Source organism: Metasolibacillus sp. FSL K6-0083, from assembly GCF_038630865.1.
Taxonomy (GTDB): domain Bacteria; phylum Bacillota; class Bacilli; order Bacillales_A; family Planococcaceae; genus Metasolibacillus; species Metasolibacillus fluoroglycofenilyticus.
The window spans coordinates 992,882-1,006,004 of sequence record NZ_CP152046.1 but is presented as its reverse complement, the minus strand read 5'-3'; the positions used below and the strand labels follow the sequence as shown (position 1 = coordinate 1,006,004).

At 39.2% G+C, this 13,123-nt stretch carries 13 protein-coding genes; 10 read left to right on the top strand and 3 right to left on the bottom strand.

Annotation, left to right across the window (positions count from 1 at the left end):
• Window positions 1–40: 40 nt before the first annotated feature.
• The 10 genes from MHB51_RS04760 to MHB51_RS04715 all read left to right on the top strand — a co-directional run bounded on the left by MHB51_RS04760 (window position 41) and on the right by MHB51_RS04715 (window position 10,225).
• A complete protein-coding gene (locus tag MHB51_RS04760) occupies window positions 41–670 on the top strand; it encodes a helix-turn-helix transcriptional regulator (RefSeq protein WP_235616047.1) in 630 nt (209 codons plus the stop codon).
• Window positions 671–678: 8 nt separating this feature from the next.
• On the top strand, window positions 679–1,491 hold the full coding sequence (locus MHB51_RS04755; protein ID WP_107942500.1) for a pyruvate, water dikinase regulatory protein: 813 nt from the start codon (window positions 679–681) through the stop codon (window positions 1,489–1,491).
• A gap of 409 nt (window positions 1,492–1,900) precedes the next feature.
• On the top strand, window positions 1,901–3,721 hold the full coding sequence (gene dnaG, locus MHB51_RS04750) for a DNA primase (RefSeq protein WP_066163960.1): 1,821 nt from the start codon (window positions 1,901–1,903) through the stop codon (window positions 3,719–3,721).
• Window positions 3,722–3,753: 32 nt separating this feature from the next.
• Entirely contained in the window at window positions 3,754–4,878 is a 1,125-nt protein-coding gene (gene rpoD, locus MHB51_RS04745) for an RNA polymerase sigma factor RpoD (protein WP_066163957.1), read from the top strand.
• 362 nt (window positions 4,879–5,240) lie between these two features.
• Complete coding sequence (locus MHB51_RS04740; RefSeq protein WP_342559101.1) at window positions 5,241–5,789, top strand: hypothetical protein; 549 nt, start codon at window positions 5,241–5,243, stop codon at window positions 5,787–5,789.
• Window positions 5,790–6,287: 498 nt separating this feature from the next.
• Window positions 6,288–7,430, top strand: a complete 1,143-nt coding sequence (locus MHB51_RS04735; protein WP_107942503.1) for an acyl-CoA dehydrogenase family protein — start codon at window positions 6,288–6,290, stop codon at window positions 7,428–7,430.
• 142 nt (window positions 7,431–7,572) lie between these two features.
• Window positions 7,573–7,902, top strand: coding sequence for a cytochrome c (locus MHB51_RS04730; protein WP_066163948.1), 330 nt, complete (start codon window positions 7,573–7,575; stop codon window positions 7,900–7,902).
• Window positions 7,903–8,069: 167 nt separating this feature from the next.
• Window positions 8,070–8,768, top strand: coding sequence for a tRNA (adenine(22)-N(1))-methyltransferase TrmK (locus MHB51_RS04725; RefSeq protein WP_066163943.1), 699 nt, complete (start codon window positions 8,070–8,072; stop codon window positions 8,766–8,768).
• Window positions 8,765–9,886: a Nif3-like dinuclear metal center hexameric protein gene (locus tag MHB51_RS04720; RefSeq protein ID WP_342559100.1), complete on the top strand. Its 1,122-nt coding sequence runs from the start codon at window positions 8,765–8,767 to the stop codon at window positions 9,884–9,886. Before MHB51_RS04725 ends, MHB51_RS04720 begins: the two co-directional genes overlap by 4 nt.
• A gap of 141 nt (window positions 9,887–10,027) precedes the next feature.
• Entirely contained in the window at window positions 10,028–10,225 is a 198-nt protein-coding gene (locus tag MHB51_RS04715) for a hypothetical protein (RefSeq protein WP_066163937.1), read from the top strand.
• Between the two features lie 9 nt (window positions 10,226–10,234).
• Here MHB51_RS04715 and MHB51_RS04710 read toward each other — a convergent pair whose 3' ends face one another.
• From MHB51_RS04710 to vrrA, 3 genes are all read right to left on the bottom strand, one after another.
• The gene (locus MHB51_RS04710; protein ID WP_082798956.1) at window positions 10,235–10,402 is read right to left on the bottom strand and encodes an aspartyl-phosphate phosphatase Spo0E family protein; all 168 of its coding nucleotides are present in this window, start codon (window positions 10,400–10,402) and stop codon (window positions 10,235–10,237) included.
• Window positions 10,403–10,881: 479 nt separating this feature from the next.
• Entirely contained in the window at window positions 10,882–11,850 is a 969-nt protein-coding gene (locus MHB51_RS04705; protein WP_342559099.1) for a 4-hydroxy-3-methylbut-2-enyl diphosphate reductase, read from the bottom strand.
• 696 nt (window positions 11,851–12,546) lie between these two features.
• Complete coding sequence (gene vrrA, locus MHB51_RS04700) at window positions 12,547–12,996, bottom strand: VrrA/YqfQ family protein (protein ID WP_154098162.1); 450 nt, start codon at window positions 12,994–12,996, stop codon at window positions 12,547–12,549.
• Window positions 12,997–13,123 lie beyond the last annotated feature (127 nt).

Here is a 13,123-nt window from a genome sequence, read left to right as displayed (position 1 = left end):
ACGTAATCAGTATAACATTATTAAAAGCAGGTGAGTCAAAATCGAACTCAATAAACGTCAAGACGCTATTTTGCAAATTGTAAAGGAAAACGGTCCAATCACAGGAGAGCAAATTGCAGAGCGTTTAAGCTTAACGAGAGCAACATTGAGACCAGACTTAGCAATATTAACGATGGCTGGTTTTTTAGATGCAAGACCACGTGTTGGTTATTTTTATGCAGGCAAAAAGAACACAAAGACATTAACAGACTCCCTTATGAATTTAAAAGTAAAGGATTTTCAATCTGTACCAGTCATTGTTTCTGAAAATATGACCGTTTATGACGCTATTTGTCATATGTTTTTAGAAGATGTAGGTACGTTATTTGTAGCGGATCAAAATAATTGTTTACAAGGTGTTTTATCACGTAAAGATTTATTGCGTACGAGCATCGGCTCACAAGACTTGAATAAAATTCCTGTACATATTATTATGACGCGCATGCCAAATATTGCGTATTGTACAAAAAGTGATTTTTTAATTGAAGCTGCTAAAAAATTAATTGATCGTGAAATCGACTCTTTACCTGTAGTAAATGAAACGGTGAATGGCATTGAGATTATTGGTCGATTAACGAAAACAAATGTGACAAAAGCCTTCATTTCACTTGCACAAATTCATGAATTGTAGGTGATGTTTTGGATAATCTGATTTTTTTTGTTGTCTCAGATTCTGTAGGTGAAACAGGGGAATTATCAGTTAGAGCGGCGGTTAGTCAATTTAGACCGACCTTTCAAAATGTAGAAATTCGCCGTTTTCCACGCATTAAAAGCTTTGAAGAGCTTCACGAAGTTGTGCAACTCGCTATACAGGAAAAGGCAATCATTGTTTATACATTAGTAGAAAAAGAGATGCGGCAAAAGCTCTATGCCACTGCTTTAGCACAACATGTCGCAGCGATTGATTTGCTCGGTCCGATGATAGAGCTATTGGAGAATTCAATCAAACAGGCACCATTAGAGCGACCGGGGCTTATGCATAAATTAGATGATGATTATTTTAAGCGGATTGAGGCAATTGAATTTGCGGTAAAGTATGATGACGGTCGAGACCCGCGCGGTGTGCTACTTGCTGATGTCGTTTTAATAGGTGTTTCAAGAACATCCAAAACGCCTTTATCACAATATTTAGCACATAAAAGCTTAAAAGTAGCAAATGTGCCACTCGTACCAGAAGTCGACCCACCAGCTGAGCTTTTTGCAGTAGACCCTAAAAAATGCTTCGGTTTAATTATTTCACCTGAAAACCTCAATGGCATACGAAAAGAGCGCTTAAAAACGCTCGGCTTAAATGATGATGCGATTTATGCACAGCATAATCGCATTCAACAGGAAATTGAACATTTCACTCGTGTTGCTAACCGTATTGGCTGTGAGGTAATCGACGTGACAAACACAGCAGTGGAAGAAACAGCAAATGTTATTTTGGATAAAATACGTGCAAGGGCATAAGCTACCTCTATCCGAAAAGGATGAGGTTTTTTAGTGTGCTAACAAAAATGTATGGCTAAAATGAAATAATTGTTTTATAATAATAAAATTGTGGTAAAAATATTTAGAAGTAGAGATATTTATCTTGATTTAGTGAAAAATGCCCATCTTAAAAGATAAGTCAGATGAATGCTCCATTGGATATTTGATTTATGTGAATGGTAGGGCACTCGCTAAATTCAAATAAAGCCTCCGGCAGATGTCACAAATTTTGAAGAAGAGTTTTCGAACTTACTCAAAAAATCTGAACTAGAGTTAGTTGGGGCATAATTGGCTGTACAACCCTTGCGATTATTTTTTGTCGTATAATAGAGGATTTTCAAGATATATCTCGAATTATGTTTATGTAACAACTGAAAATGGTGATGGAATGACCAAAAAAATACCTGAACAATTAATTGAACAAATTCGTTCACAGTCGGATATAGTTGATGTTATTAGCGATTATATGCAGCTGACGAAAAGAGGACGTAACTGGTTTGGTTTATGTCCGTTTCACGGGGAGCAAACGCCCTCCTTCTCCGTTTCGCAAGATAAGCAAATATTCCATTGCTTTGGTTGTGGGGCAGGTGGGAATGCAATTACATTTGTGATGGATATTGAAAATATAACATTCCCAGATGCTGTTGTGAAACTTGGTGAACGAGCAGGCGTCCAATTAGATGCAGAGCTTACGACTAGTGCACAGCCTGCAAAAACCATTTCAAAAGCCGAAGCAAATATGCGACAGGCACATGATTTTGCAATGGAGTTTTACCATCATTTATTAATGAATACCGAGGATGGGGAAGAAGCTTTACAATATTTATTGAATCGCGGCTTCACCGAGGAGTTAATTGAAAGCCATAAAATTGGCTGGGCATTGCCTTCATGGGATTCACTTACTACATTTCTAGAAAGAAAAGAATTTTCATTAGAAGAAATGGCTGAATGTGGACTTGTGATTCGACGGGAAAGTGATGGTTCTTATTTCGATCGCTTTAGGGGACGAATTATGTTTCCAATTCGCGACGATAATGGGAAGGTGATTGCGTTTTCAGGGCGAATTTTAAATACAGATGCTGAAGAAGCAAAATATATGAACAGTCCTGAATCACCAATTTTTCATAAAAGCGAAATACTATACAACTTAGATAAAGCGCGGGCTACAATTCGAAAAACACGTCAGGTTGTTCTAATGGAAGGATTTGTCGACGTATTAGCAGCGACAAATGCAGGCGTTACGAATGCAGTTGCGACGATGGGCACATCGCTTACACCACAGCATATCCAAAGGCTCAAACGCTTAGTGGAGCAAATTACGGTTTGCTATGATGGGGATTCTGCTGGAATGGAGGGAGCGCGTCGCTCAAGTCAGTTGCTAAAGGCTGAACGCTTAAAAGTAGAGGTGGCTGTTTTACCGGACAAGCTCGACCCAGATGACTATATACGTCAATATGGTGCTGAAGCGTTTAAAACACAAATAATTGACAAGCCCCATGCTTATATTGCTTTTATGATGATGTATGCAAGGCGCAATAAAAATTTTCAATTTGAAAATGATGTGCTGCAATACGTACAAGAAGTGCTAGAAGAGCTTGTTGGGGTATCTTCACCAATAGAGCGTGATTTATATATAACGCAGCTTGCGAATGAAACATCTATTTCTCAAGAAGCTATTTATGCACAATATCGAAAACTAGAGGCAACAAAGTCAAAACGCTATAAAGATGAACAAATACCGCTGCATGAAGTTGCTCCAGTACCATTGACGCAGAAGCCGTTAACTGCAACGGAGCGCGCAGAACGACTACTGCTTTCACACATGCTTCACAATGTGCATGTAGTCGATAAGGTTTTGCAGAGTGGCGAGGAGCCCTTTGTAAGAGATGAGTATATGGCTGTTTTTGTTCGACTAATCGGCTTTTACGAGGAGTTTAGTACAGCCGATTATCAACGGTTTGTAGAGGTAATTGAAGATTCAGAGTTACGTAAAATTGTCATGGAAGCTGCATTAGCAGAACGAGCTCCAGATTATGCAGAGGCAGAAATTGCAGATTGCTTAAAGCATATTAAAAAACATCGCATCCAGCTTGAAATTGACACATTACGTCAAAATCAGTCGGAAGCAGAAAAGATGCATGAATATAAACAAGCAATGGAGATTATGCAAAAGATTGTCCATTTAAGAAGAACTTTAGCGACGATGTAACTCGATTCGTTTTTTTAGAAGGAGGAAGGTTTATGGCGGACAAATCAGAACGCTCAAAAGAAACAGTAAATGAACTATCGTTAGAGGAAGTAAAGGCGCTTCTTCAAAGTAAAGCAAAGACAGAAGGCGAAATTTCGATGAAAGAAATTTCTGATAGACTAGCTGCTTTTGAGCTAGAAAGCGAAGAAATCTTCCATTTTGCGGAAAATATCGAAAGTCACGGTATTACGGTAGAAGGTAAAGAGGAATTCGAAGAAGATGCGTTGTCTAAGCAAGAAGCGAATGAAGAAACATTTGACTTAAACGATTTGAGTGTGCCACCGGGTGTTAAAATTAATGACCCTGTGCGCATGTACTTAAAGGAAATAGGTCGTGTTGATTTACTTTCTGCTGAAGAAGAGATTCGTTTAGCGGAGCGTATTGAGCAGGGCGATGAAGAAGCGCGTAAACGTTTAGCGGAAGCGAACTTGCGTCTCGTTGTATCGATTGCAAAGCGCTATGTTGGTCGCGGCATGTTATTCCTAGATTTAATCCAAGAAGGAAATATGGGGCTTATTAAAGCGGTTGAAAAATTCGACCATCGCAAAGGCTTTAAATTTTCTACTTATGCAACATGGTGGATACGCCAAGCGATTACACGTGCAATTGCTGACCAAGCTCGTACAATCCGTATTCCTGTGCATATGGTTGAAACCATTAATAAACTGATTCGTGTACAGCGTCAATTACTACAAGATTTAGGACGTGAGCCGTCCCCAGAAGAAATTGGCGAGGAAATGGACTTAACACCTGAAAAAGTGCGTGAAATTTTAAAAATTGCTCAAGAGCCTGTTTCACTTGAAACGCCAATTGGTGAAGAAGATGATTCACATTTAGGCGATTTTATCGAAGATTCTGAGGCACAATCACCTTCAGACCATGCAGCTTATGAGCTTTTAAAGGAACAGCTTGAAGATGTGCTTGATACGTTAACTGACCGTGAAGAAAACGTACTTCGCTTACGTTTTGGATTAGATGATGGACGTACAAGAACACTTGAGGAAGTGGGAAAAGTGTTTGGCGTTACACGTGAGCGTATTCGTCAAATCGAGGCGAAGGCACTGCGTAAGCTACGTCATCCGTCCCGTTCAAAACGTTTAAAAGACTTTTTAGAATAAAATAAAGGGCGCTCAAAAAGCCGTGCAGTAGCCGGCATTTTGGGCGCTTTTGATGGTATTTTAGCAAAAAAGTCCGCCTATGAAAATAGTAAGCGCTAACTTTGAAAATGATAGGACATTAGATGCTTGCTCTAAGTAAAAAGAATGACTAGCCTCAATGCTCCTTGCACTCTCCAATCAAACACAAGCGCCGACGCAAAGAATGTCGGCAACCGTACGGCATTTTTCCGCCACCTCCCACAAATATTTACTAAAACTATGAGTGAAATTTAGTGTAGATGTTACTTTTTGCCGATGTTAGAATAGGAATGTTTTCATTATGATAGAACTATACATAACAAAATGGTTTGGAGAGAATAAAGATGTCGAACCAACGAAAGCAAATAATTATTAATGAAATAACATTTTGGAAGCAAAATAAGCTACTGCCTGAGCATTATTGTGATTTTTTAACGACGCTTTACACTGAAGGAGAGAAGCAAACAGAAATACAGGGCAAGGCCTCTCAATCTGTAATAGCACAAGAAAAAAGAAAGGCATTAGCTAAATATTCAATAATGCCGATAATTGCTATTATTTTTATTATACTTCTTTTCACGATGAATGCTGTTTGGCTAGTTGCTATTTTTACAGCAGTCTTGGCTATAGGTTGCTTGATTGGTGCTTTTTACGTAGCTAAAAAAAATCAATTGCTATCACCATTGCTACATTTAACGGGTGCGTTATTGCTATTAGCGGTGACGGTGCAAGTTTGCATTACCTATTTCCCACATAACATTACCGTCCTATATATAGCATTATTAGGAAATTGCCTGCTATGGTTTATTTCAGGCTTAGCCTTGAAAATTGTCTATTTTACAGTATCAGGTATTTTAGGAATGCTAGCTATCGGGATTTATTTCTTTTTATAATGGTTCAGTAGAAAACGCCCACCTCTATAGGTGGTGTGATGAATACTTAAATTGTCTTTTATAGAGGCGTCCAAAAAGCTGTGCATAGCTTTTTGGACGTTGATGCTGGCGTTTTGGCAAAAAATTTGCTCCTATAAAATAGAGAGAGCTTTCTTTGAAAATGCTAGAAACACAGGGTTTAGCAGTGTTTCTCCAAAATGAAAGAGAAGAAGAAAAATTCCCCTTTCCATGCGATTGCTATACAAAATCATTTTTTTGACAGCTCCATCCTAGTAAGACTCCAGCGGATGTTAGGGATTTTGAAAGGAGTAAATTGTGCGAGCGTAATTCAAAATCTCGACGCAATTACGCCGAGGTGTAATTGGTAATATTTTTAAACCTAAAAATCAGTTTTTCATATGATGAAAGCTGATTTTCTTCTTTTTAGTTCGAAAATGCTGTTAAAATGCAGCTATTTCTTATAGAATAAAAGTGTAAACATACAAAGGGGTGGACATAATGTTTTTTGATTTAACAGATGAGCAACGTATGATTCAACGCACAATGAAAGAATTTGCAGATGAGGTAGTGGCACCGGGCGCTATTGATCGCGACAGAAAGAAAGCGTTTCCAAAAGAGATATTTGAGCAATTAAGCAAGATGGGGATTATGGGATTGCCATTCCCAGAAGAGTACGGTGGTGCTGGAGCAGATACAATTAGCTTTGCCATTGTGACGGAGGAGTTAAGCCGCGTATGTGCTTCGACAGGCATTACATATTCCGCTCATATTTCTTTAGGAGGAGCACCTCTTCATTTATTTGGCACGAAAGAACAAAAAGAGCGTTATTTAACGCCAATTTGTACGGGAGAATCCTTCGGTGCTTTTGGTTTAACAGAGGCGAATGCGGGTTCTGATGCAGGTGGTACTGAAACTCGAGCGGTACTTGCAGATAATCAATTTACGATTAATGGCTCAAAAATGTTTATTACAAATGCTAGTTACGCCAAGCATTTAGCATTAACGGCCATCACAGATATGAAGGATGGAAAAAAGGAAATAAGTGCGATTATTGTACCGACAGATGCTAAAGGATTCACGATTAAGGATGAATATGAAAAAATGGGCTTAAATGCCTCTAATACGACAGAGCTTATTTTAGAAAACGTTGTTGTACCAGAGGAAAATTTACTTGGTACAAAGGGGAATGGCTTTAAGCAATTTTTACAAACATTAGACGGTGGACGTATCGGTATTGCGGCAATGGCTGTAGGTATAGCACAAGGCGCTTTGAATAAAGCTGTACAATATGCTAAGGAACGTAAGCAATTCGGCAAAGCGATTGCTGATTTTCAGGCGACACAATTTAAACTAGCGGATATGGCAGTAAAGGTGGAAATTGCACGTACATATGTGTACAAAGCGGCTTGGTTAAAGGATCAAGGACGTCCTTTCAGCAAAGAAGCAGCAATTGCTAAATATTACGCATCCGAGATGGCGATGGAAGTGTGTGATGAAGCAATCCAAATACATGGCGGTTATGGCTATATGCGCGAATATGAGGTAGAGCGATATATGCGTGATGCCAAGTTATTAGAAATCGGTGAGGGAACTTCTGAGGTACAGAAGCTAGTAATTGCAAGACATATTTTGACTGATTAATAGTTAGATGGCGAAATTGTTACAAACAAAGTAAAACTTATGCTTTAGGGCTTTCCGTTTTCAACTGAATGCAGTACAATGATTATTGTTGAATAGATTCTATCATATAGAACCAAAATGACTAACAAGGGAGGTAAATCGAATGAAAAACAATCCAGTTTTTCCGTACATCTTAATTTTAGCATTCGGTATCGGACTTATTTTCTTCATGTCAATAAACGGTGCTGGAGGCAACGAAGAGGCTGAAGGCGGCGAAACAACTGAACAAACAGATGGCGCAGCATTAACGGCTGGTTGTATTGGTTGTCACGGTGGCGATTTAACAGGTGGTATGGGACCAAATTTACATGGCATAGCACTATCTAAAGAGGAAATCGTTGATATTTTAACGAATGGTAAAGGCGCAATGCCTGCAGGTACTGCAAAAGGTAACGAGGAAGCAGTAGCTGAATACATTTTATCTTTAGAATAATCGGTGTAGTTGTGTCCTATTCATGAAACAATATGAATAACGCAAAATGATTAATCGGCTTAACCCCAGTTACTTGGGGTTGAGTCGATTATTTTTTTCTTTAACTCGGCAAATGATAAGCTTTTCTACTATAATAGAGTGGAGATATTGCAGAAAAGAGGTATTTTATGAACGCGCAAAAGCTATCTAAACGATTAGAAACAGTAGCCTCCTTCGTACCAACAGGTGCAATTGTAGCAGATATCGGGAGCGATCATGCTTATTTACCGTGCTATTTAGTGCAGCAAGGCATCGTTTCAGGCGCTATAGCAGGTGAGGTTGTGAAAGGTCCATACGAGTCTGCGCTACGTCAAGTGCGTGCGGAAGGGTTAACAAATAATATTAAGGTGCGATTAGCTGATGGTTTAGCCGCTGTTGAACAGGGGGATGAGGTTGATACGATTACAATTGCAGGAATGGGTGGTCCTTTAATTGTCTCGATATTAGAAAAACATCCGGAAGTGCTACGTTCAGTGACCCGCTTAATTTTACAACCAAATATTCATGCAAAAGTTATACGTGAATGGGCATTAGCACATGGCTGGGCAATTTTAGATGAAGTAATTTTAGAGGAGGATGATAAAATCTATGAAATACTCGTATTACAGCGCGGAGCAATGCATTTAACATCTGCTGAAATTTTACTGGGGAATCATTTAATTGCACAGCGTTCAGCTACCTTTGTGAAGAAATGGACGAAGGAAATAGATAATTGGCAAAGAATTTTACAGGATTTGAATAAAGCAGAAACAACGCCTGAAATACAAGCGAAGAAAGAGGAGCTACAGATATTAATTCAACTTGTCGAAGGGGTGCTATCATCATGAAATTAGTGAATGGAAATGAAATTATTCAATTGTTCGAAAGCTGGTCACCGAAAAAGCTTGCATGTATGCCAAATGACCCAATCGGACTAGCTATTGGGACAGTGAATAAAACGGTAACGAAAGTGCTTGTTACTCTAGATGTAACGATGGCAGTAGTGGAGGAGGCAATCGAGCAAGGCTGTGAGCTAATTATTGCCCATCATCCACCTATTTTTCGTAAGCTAAGTCATTTACGAACAGATACACCAGCTGGACAGCTTTACGAAAAATGCTTAAAGCACGATATTGCAGTTTATGCAGCCCATACGAATTTAGATGTTGTAGAGGGTGGTGTGAATGATTTACTGGCGGATGCGTTACAGCTTGAAAATCGCAAAATTTTAGAGCATACATATAGTGAGCAGCTCATAAAGCTAGCTGTATATGTGCCTGCTGAATATGCAACGACAGTAAGAACAGCCCTAGCTAATGCGGGAGCAGGGCAAATAGGTGCTTATGATACATGCAGCTTTACGACGGCTGGTGAAGGGCGTTTTCGTGCTTTAGAGGGGGCCAAACCATTTGTAGGTGAAATAGGTGAAGTAAATATAGAGCCAGAGCAAAAAATCGAGGTTGTCTTCCCAAGCAGTCAAAAAAATCGTGTATTAAAAGCGATGCTTAATGCACATCCATATGAGGAGCCAGCTTATGATGTATGGGCAATGGCACTCACGACAAACGAGGCCGGCTTAGGTCGTATCGGCACGTTACAGGAGCCCTTAACATTGCAGCAGTTTGCAGAATTTGTGAAAGTACAGTTAAATGTTCCTTGCTTACGGGTGGTAGGTGATTTACAGCAAACTGTGGCAAAAGTAGCTGTCGTAGGCGGCGATGGTAATAGTTATATTGCAGCCGCAAAACGTGCAGGTGCAGATGTCTTTGTCACAGGAGATATCGGCTTCCATATGGCGCAAGATGCGGAGGTCAATGGGTTAAGCATTGTAGATCCAGGACATCATGTGGAAAAGGTTATGATTAAAGGTGTTACGGAGAAAATGACAGCGCTATGCAAGGAGAAAAAACTGCCTGTACAATTTATCGAGTCGACAATTCATACAGAGCCGTTCCAATTTATTTAAAAAATTGGGCTAAGGGAGAGCAGATGTGCATCTGTCTTTTCTTTAGCCCTTTACATATTGATGTCTACGGGATAATCACTTAATGATGTTACATTGCAATTTCAAGAAGAGCACGATAAAATTTGACTTGAGGTGAAAAACATGAGTATCGGTTTAGCGGGTTATTTAGTATCAATTTCTGGTTTATTTGTTGTGTTAACGACGATTTTTAATGTCCTACCTACTACATCAGTAGCGATGCGTGTTATCTTTATTAGCATCGGTATGATTTTTGCAATTGGAGGCAGTGTATTGCGTTATACGGAATATCGAAAAGAGCGTAAGCGAGCACAGCAATAAGTTTACTTGCTACGAAGCTCTTTTTAAGTATATGTTGAGTAATGTATCTAATTGCTGGCTGGATTCAACTACTTTTGGATGTGTGTAGCCTAAGTCCTTGGCTATTTTATACATTTGCTTTCTTTTTAATTCGATTCTATATTTCAGAATCGTTTTCTCGAAAAAGTGTTTCAACATGATGATAGAACTCCTTAAATTTGATTGATATATGTATTGTATATTACTTTAAATGAAAATAATGTCACATTGTGTGCGGAATTCGAAGTTCACAAATTTGTCAAAATTACGTCGGAAATGAATGGTTACTTGTTTTGTTATGAAAGTGTACAGAATTTTTTAGCAAGAAATGTCGAAGAATTTTGTCGAAGGTACAAAATAATAAGAAAGCAGTCCAGAATGTGTAACATTTTCTGGACTGCTTTATTTTTAACTTCTTTCAATAAGCGGTGAGACACCTGCTAAGACTACTGCAATATGTGCGTAACGACTGAGTGACCAACATCGTGTTGATTCAAGTGGCATAATTGATTAATATATGCTAAACCGTGTGCTCTTGTAGTTGCTGGCTTTTGTTATACTGAAAAGATGATTTTTGCATCCTCATTTTAAATTGAAAAAACGTCTGAAAAGCAGTGCTTTTCAGACGTCCTCGTCTATTAATAGGGCATTATTTTTTCTACAGGCTTAGGCTCTTTAATTTTTGGTAATATTTTATCAAGTGTTACAGTGCGAGTAAGCTCGTGAGTTGACGTATCTGCAGGGTCGTATTTTTCTAAAAAAGCAATAACTTCTTTAACGATTGGCGTCGGTGTAGAGGCACCTGCTGTTACAGCAACTGTTTCAATCCCTTCTAGCCATTCTATCTTGAGCTCACTAATATCGGCAATGCGGTATGATTTCGTATTGGCAATTTCCTCCGACACCTGTGTTAAGCGATTGGAGTTGTTTGACATAGGGTCCCCAACAACGATTAGTAATTCCGCTGCCCCTGCTTGCTCTGCTACTGCCTCTTGTCGTACTTGTGTAGCAAGGCAAATTTCTTTATGCACCTCGATATGAGGGAATTTTTGCTGTAGGCTGTCCATTAGTGTGGAAACATCCCACTGGCTCATCGTTGTTTGGTTCGTTACGAGCAATTTTTCATTTGTAATATTTAACTGCTCCACATCTTTAACAGATTGAACAAGATGAACATGTTCAGGAGCTACGCCAATTGCACCTTCTGGTTCGGGATGTCCCTTTTTTCCAATATAAATAATGTCGTAGCCTAATGCCGATTTTTCACGAATTAAATCATGTGTTACGGTTACATCAGGGCAAGTCGCATCGATTGAAATAAGCCCTTTTCGTTTTGCAATCTCGCGAATTTCCGGCGAAACACCGTGCGCGGTAAAAATAACAGTGCCTTGCTCCACTTGTTCAATAATTTCTTTACGGTTTTCCCCGTTCAGTGTAATAATACCGTCCTTCTCAAAAGCATCCGTAACGTGTTTATTATGAACAATCATCCCTAAAATATAAATAGGTCTTGGTAAAGATTTATCTAATGCAGCATTGCGCGCGATGACCATTGCGTCAACAACGCCATAGCAATAACCACGTGGATTTATTTTAATTACTTTCATTGTTCAAACTCCTTTCGCTTCACTGCCTCTATTATAGCAAATGACGCCTAGTGAATACAAAAGTTCGTGTTTTTAAGTCATTTATTGAATGGAAGGAGCTTGTACACCTATAATAATAGATTTAAACATCTATATAGAAAGCTTATATTTCAAAGGTTTTTGTAAACAAAAATTAATTTGAAGCTGCTCTATTGGATATTTGCTAAAAAAAGCAGTCCAAATAACTTCCACGTTATAAAGGGAGTTGTCCCAAAGTCCATTTTGTTTTGCCACCGCATTGAAATCAATGTTTTCATCGCTTGAAGGATACCACTGCTAAAGCCAATGTTCACCCATTTTTAAAAGAGGCGTTTTCTGTTTATCCCGTATTAACAAATTTGTTTGCGACGAGTAACCGCAGGAGCACAGACCCCCACTTCAAAATAGCAGATAAAATCAAGATGTTTAAGTGGGGGATGTGCGAAAACCCCCACTGATTGAAGGTTCACTTTATAGGAATCAGCATTTTGCGAAACATCATCGCTACTGTCCAAAATGCCGGCTATGCACGGCTTTTTGGACAGCCCCCTGCTTTCTCATGTACAACGTATTTAATATAAAAAATTGAGCACTTCAGAAAGAAAATTCTTTCCAGACAGTGCCCCTCAATCAATATTCAAGATTTTATAGCAGTGAGACAACTCCTTAAATTCTCCTTTAAGGCTCGAAGGGTGGCTGATAAATTCTTGGCACAGACGGACGTGTTTGACGCTCAAGTGGTCTACTAGAGCTTTCTGCATTCCTGCCTTTAATATCCTTATGCGGCGCATGAATCGTGCTGGATTCATTTGGTGAATTGCGGAAGCCTCGATACATTCGCCAAAGGGCTGGTAAATTTTTAATCATTGGTGCAGCTTGTTGCACATAAGGTGTGAATTTTTGGGCATTATTCATAAAGCTATTAGCAGTTTGCAAAAAGGTTTCCCATTTTGGTGTGGCGGCGGCTGCTTGAGCTGCCTGTGCCGCCTGCATAGGCATCCCCATTCCCATTGGCATTGGTGGGGCAAATGCATTAGCACGCATAAATGGTGCAAAGCCTCTTGGCATGAAACCATACGGGGGAGCAGAATAAGGCATAGGCATTTGGAAATACGGTAACGGGCGCATAAAACTCTCCTTTCTATCTGCACATCAAATGGACACTATGGTGGATTTACAACTATCATATGCAAAGAATGTCACATGGGTTCTGAATGAAAAAGTTTACAACATCGTTGCTTGATTAGGCACGTAA

Excerpts from the sequence above, each read along its gene's own strand:
- dnaG (WP_066163960.1), top strand. The coding sequence starts at position 1,901 with ATGACCAAAAAAATACCTGAACAATTAATTGAACAAATTCGTTCACAG.
- MHB51_RS04725 (WP_066163943.1), top strand. The coding sequence starts at position 8,070 with ATGAACGCGCAAAAGCTATCTAAACGATTAGAAACAGTAGCCTCCTTC.
- rpoD (WP_066163957.1), top strand. The coding sequence starts at position 3,754 with ATGGCGGACAAATCAGAACGCTCAAAAGAAACAGTAAATGAACTATCG.
- MHB51_RS04735 (WP_107942503.1), top strand. The coding sequence starts at position 6,288 with ATGTTTTTTGATTTAACAGATGAGCAACGTATGATTCAACGCACAATG.
- vrrA (WP_154098162.1), bottom strand. The coding sequence starts at position 12,996 with ATGCGCCCGTTACCGTATTTCCAAATGCCTATGCCTTATTCTGCTCCC.
- MHB51_RS04715 (WP_066163937.1), top strand. The coding sequence starts at position 10,028 with ATGAGTATCGGTTTAGCGGGTTATTTAGTATCAATTTCTGGTTTATTT.
- MHB51_RS04720 (WP_342559100.1), top strand. The coding sequence starts at position 8,765 with ATGAAATTAGTGAATGGAAATGAAATTATTCAATTGTTCGAAAGCTGG.
- MHB51_RS04730 (WP_066163948.1), top strand. The coding sequence starts at position 7,573 with ATGAAAAACAATCCAGTTTTTCCGTACATCTTAATTTTAGCATTCGGT.
- MHB51_RS04710 (WP_082798956.1), bottom strand. The coding sequence starts at position 10,402 with ATGTTGAAACACTTTTTCGAGAAAACGATTCTGAAATATAGAATCGAA.
- MHB51_RS04740 (WP_342559101.1), top strand. The coding sequence starts at position 5,241 with ATGTCGAACCAACGAAAGCAAATAATTATTAATGAAATAACATTTTGG.
- MHB51_RS04705 (WP_342559099.1), bottom strand. The coding sequence starts at position 11,850 with ATGAAAGTAATTAAAATAAATCCACGTGGTTATTGCTATGGCGTTGTT.